The sequence below is a fragment of the Promicromonospora sp. NPDC060271 genome, from assembly GCF_042726755.1.
Lineage (GTDB): Bacteria > Actinomycetota > Actinomycetes > Actinomycetales > Cellulomonadaceae > Promicromonospora.
The window spans coordinates 1-4,126 of the sequence record NZ_JBHXBG010000277.1 but is presented as its reverse complement, the minus strand read 5'-3'; the positions used below and the strand labels follow the sequence as shown (position 1 = coordinate 4,126).

Here is a 4,126-nt window from a genome sequence, read left to right as displayed (position 1 = left end):
GCCCGCCGCCACGTGTGGTGACGGCGGGCTCGCGCAGGTCGGAGCGGGTGCGGTTACGTGGGCGAGCCGGCCCGCGCGGCGTCGACCACGGCGAAGATCGCGCGCTCCAGGGCGTCGCCCACCCGGGACGGGTCGTCGAGGTAGCCGGTCAGCATGGCGCCGTCGCGCAGCATCATCAGCTCGTCGGCCGCCTGCTCGGGGTCGGCCAGGCCCAGCCGCCCTGCCATCGCTGCGAAGGTCTGCCGGTACCAGGCGCGGTGCTCCGCGACGGTCCGCCGGACCGGGCTGTCCGGGTCGGCGTACTCGGCAGCCGCGTTGATGAACGAGCAGCCGCGGAAGCCCGGGCGGCACGTCTCGGTGCCGACGGCGCGGGCGAACCGGCGCAGGGCCTCGGCGTCGTCGCCGGTGGCAGCGCGCACGCCGTCCAGCGCCTGGCGCTCCCGGGCCGCCTGCCGCTCCAGATAGGCCACCACCAGCGTGTCCTTGGTGCGGAAGTGGCGGTAGAACGTGACCTTCGTGATCCCGGCGCGCTCGATGATCCTGTCCGCGCTCACCGCGCGGATCCCCTGCGAGTAGAACAGCTCGGCCGCCGCGTCGAGGATGCGGTCCCGGGTGCTCGGGGCGCCCGAAGTGGTGGTGCTCATCGCGCCGTCTGCTTCCGTCGTTCGTTCCGGATGTTCGGGACGACCAGTCTACGCGGAGGTGTACTGACGGGTTCGTCTACCTCGCCTCGTGCGCTTCCGAGCTGTTCACCCGAGGGTCGGCCGGCGTTGGGTTCGCCGCCACCGCGGGGTTTCCACATCTCGGCGTCGTGGGGGAGAATGTGATCCGTGGTCATCCGGAACGCCCGATTCGTCCCGCACCACCGATCTGCGTCCGCTGCGGCTCTGCTCGCGGCAGCCGCCTTCGTCCTCGCCGGCTGCACCGTGCCGACGGCCGAGGGCGTCGACGGCAGGACGGGGGAGAACTTTCAGGTCCGTGAACCGTCCGGGCCGGCACTCGTGCTCGACTCGACCGACCCCGCAGAGCTCGCGCTCACCGCGAGCCAGGCCTTCTTCCACGCGTCTCCCGTGGCCGTGTTCGCATCGGCCGACGACGACGACGCGCGCTCGACCGCCGCGGCCACCGGCGCCGCCGTCACCGCGCCCGTGCTCCTCACCGACGGTGGTGTCTCCGACGACAACCTCGTCACGGAGCTCGAACGGCTCGGCGCGAGCACCGTCGTCGTCATCGGTGACGAGGCGGCTGTCGCCGCCGCGGGGGAGGCCACCGGCAAGGCGGACGTGGTCCGGTTCGACCCGGGTGCGCTGAGCGCGGCCGCGGAGGCTGCTGCCTCCGCGGGGCGTGGCGGCGATGACGACAAGAAGCGGAACGTGACCAAGGTCGAGATGCCCACCGCCGACCGCCTCGACGCGACCAAGGTGGACGGGCTGCGCGCGAAGATCCCCGACGTCGCGGACCCGGAGCTGCTGCAGGAGATCCTCGTGGCGGTCGACCCGAAGGTCGGGCAGGAGGCAGCGATCGGCACGGCGCTCGCCGCCGGGGCCGTCCCGGTGACGGTCCCGGGCGGCAGCGTCGTCGCCGGACCGGAGACCGCCGAGACCATCCGCACCCTCCAGCCGCTCGGCGTGGTCGGGATCGGCCAGGAGTTCGGCTCGTCCGACGACCTGGGCTGGCAGGTGGCCGTCGCGACGTCGGGCACGACGCTGCCCGACGGCGCGCTGCGGCTGTTCCCCGGCCGGTACGTGTCGACGTCGTACACCGTGCCCGCCGGTTCCGCCGACCCGGCCGCCGACGCTGCCGGCGCCGTGGCCGGGGCCGCTGCCAACGGCGAGCTGCTGGGCGGCAAGCCCCTGGTCACCGTCACCACGAGCGTGCGATCCGGCGCGGCGGGGGAGGACGGCGACTACGTCGACGAGCAGCCGCTGGAGCTGCTCGAACCGGCGGTCGACGCCATTCGCGAGGCGGGCCAGCTCGTGCTGCTCGACGTCGCGCCCGGCAACCAGCCGCTGGCCGCGAAGCTCAAGGAGATCGAGCCGCTGCTGGCCAAGCCGGGTGTCGGGCTGTCGGTGCACCCTGAGTTCCGGCTGGCCGGCAACGGCGCGGAGGCGGGCGCGGTGCCCGTCGCGGAGCTGCAGGCGGTGGTCGACCGGCTTGCCGCGATGGCGACGGCGCGTGGCCTGCCGCAGATCATGCTGGAGGTGCACCAGTCCACGGCGGCGTCGGTGGTGGACCGGGCGGCCCTGCGGGTCCCGCCGCAGGTGGCGGTCGTCTTCACCGCCGCGGGTCCGGCCGAGGGGCAGGCCACGGCGGACGGCGTGTGGGCCGACGTCGCCGCCGACCTCCCCCCACGCGCCGTCCTGGGCTGGTCCGCGCCCAGCGCGGTCCCGGCCGACCCCACCGGCATCATGCCCACCGAACCGCTCCTGGGTCTGGTCTCCGCAAGCTGAACCTGCGAAACTGCGGGCAACCATCGGAGCGAAGGGGCCCTAACAATCGTGACCACCGTGAGCAGCGGCGCGGGCATCGTCGCCGACGCCGTCATCCCAGCACCTGTCGAGCTCGAGCCGGCCGAGGGGGTGCTGGACCTCGCCACGGTCACCGTCCGTGCGGCTGACGGCGCGGTCGCGGGCCTCGCGGGCGAGCTTCTCGCCGCCGCCGGTGCCCTGGTGGTGCCGGACGGCGGTGTGCCCGTGACCCTCACGCCGGATCCCGCGGCGGGTCCCTCCGGCTCCGGCAACCCCGAGCGCTACACGCTGACCGTGACCGCCGACGGCGTGACGGTCGCGGCGCCGGAGCGGAGCGGCCTGCTGCACGGTCTGCGGACGTTGCGGCAGCTCGTCGCCGCCGGCCGCCGGGAGGCCGGCGGGCCGCTCGAGGTGGGCGCCGTCGTCGTGCGGGACGAGCCGCGGTACGCGTGGCGCGGGCTGTCGCTGGACGTGGTGCGGCACTGGTTCGGGCCGGCGGACCTGCGGGCCGTCGTGGACCTCGTCGGCTCGTACAAGATGAACCGGCTGCACCTGCACCTGACCGACGACCAGGGCTGGCGGCTGGAGATCCCGTCCCGGCCCGCGCTGACGGAGAGGTCGTCGCAGGGTGCGGTGGCGGGCGCGACGGGCGGATTCCTCACGGCGCAGGAGTACCGCGAGCTGCAGGAGTACGCGGCCGAGCGGGAGATCGTCGTGGTGCCGGAGATCGACGTCCCCGGGCACGTCAACGCGGCGACCCACGCCTACGGCGAGCTCATGCCCTCCGGCGAGCCGACCGACACCTATGACGGGATCGAGGTCGGCTTCTCGAAGCTGCACCTCGACCTGCCGGCCACCGAGCCGTTCCTGCGGGACGTGTTCACCGACGTCGCGCGCATGACGCTGGGGCCGTGGGTGCACTTCGGCGGCGACGAGGTGCTGGTGATGCAGCCCGAGGAGTTCGGCCGGTTCGTCGTGCTGTGCCAGGAGATCATCGCGGGCGCGGGCAAGACGCCGGTCGCCTGGCAGGAGGCCGGGGGCTCCGCGCACGGCGACCAGGCGGCGGTCGCGGCGCTGGCGGGCACGCCTTCGGCGTCGGGCGCTGATGCCGCCGCGTCCGACGGCGAGGAGCCCGCGCTCGTCCGGCCCGGCACGATCCTGCAGTACTGGGACACCCGGCCGGACCCCGCGCCGTTCGTACGCGCCGCGCAGGCCGGTGCGAGGTTCGTGATGTCCCCGGCCGACCGGGCCTACCTCGACATGAAGTACACGCCCGAACATCCGCTGGGCCAGGCCTGGGCGGCCTTCGTCGAGCTGCGCGACTCCTATGACTGGGACCCGGCGGCCCTGATCGACGGCCTGCCCGAGTCGGCGATCGAGGGTGTCTCGGCCGCCGTCTGGACCGAGACCCTGGAAAACCGTGACGACCTGTTCTCGATGCTGCTGCCCCGGCTCGCCGCGGTGGCCGAGACGGCGTGGTCGCGGCCGGAGGCGAAGGACTGGGAGTCGTTCCGGGCTCGGGTGGCGACGGAGGCGGCCACCTGGCGCCGCGAGAACGCGGCCTACCACCCAACCCCCCAGATCGACTGGTGACGTCGCCGAAGTAGAGCGCCTGTCCGGACGCCCGCTCTACTTCGCCAACTGGCCGTCGGCGAAGT

At 74.0% G+C, this 4,126-nt stretch carries 3 protein-coding genes; 2 read left to right on the top strand and 1 reads right to left on the bottom strand.

Translation table 11 applies throughout. The features are described 5' to 3' along the window. Positions 1-53: 53 nt before the first annotated feature. Entirely contained in the window at positions 54-644 is a 591-nt protein-coding gene (locus ACFWE2_RS24755; protein WP_377226864.1) for a TetR/AcrR family transcriptional regulator, read from the bottom strand. 186 nt (positions 645-830) lie between these two features. Here ACFWE2_RS24755 and ACFWE2_RS24750 point away from each other — a divergent pair, with 186 nt between their 5' ends. Next, positions 831-2,450, top strand: a complete 1,620-nt coding sequence (locus ACFWE2_RS24750) for a hypothetical protein (protein WP_377226863.1) — start codon at positions 831-833, stop codon at positions 2,448-2,450. Between the two features lie 48 nt (positions 2,451-2,498). Continuing rightward, positions 2,499-4,061, top strand: coding sequence for a family 20 glycosylhydrolase (locus ACFWE2_RS24745; protein ID WP_377226862.1), 1,563 nt, complete (start codon positions 2,499-2,501; stop codon positions 4,059-4,061). Positions 4,062-4,126: the final 65 nt, after the last annotated feature.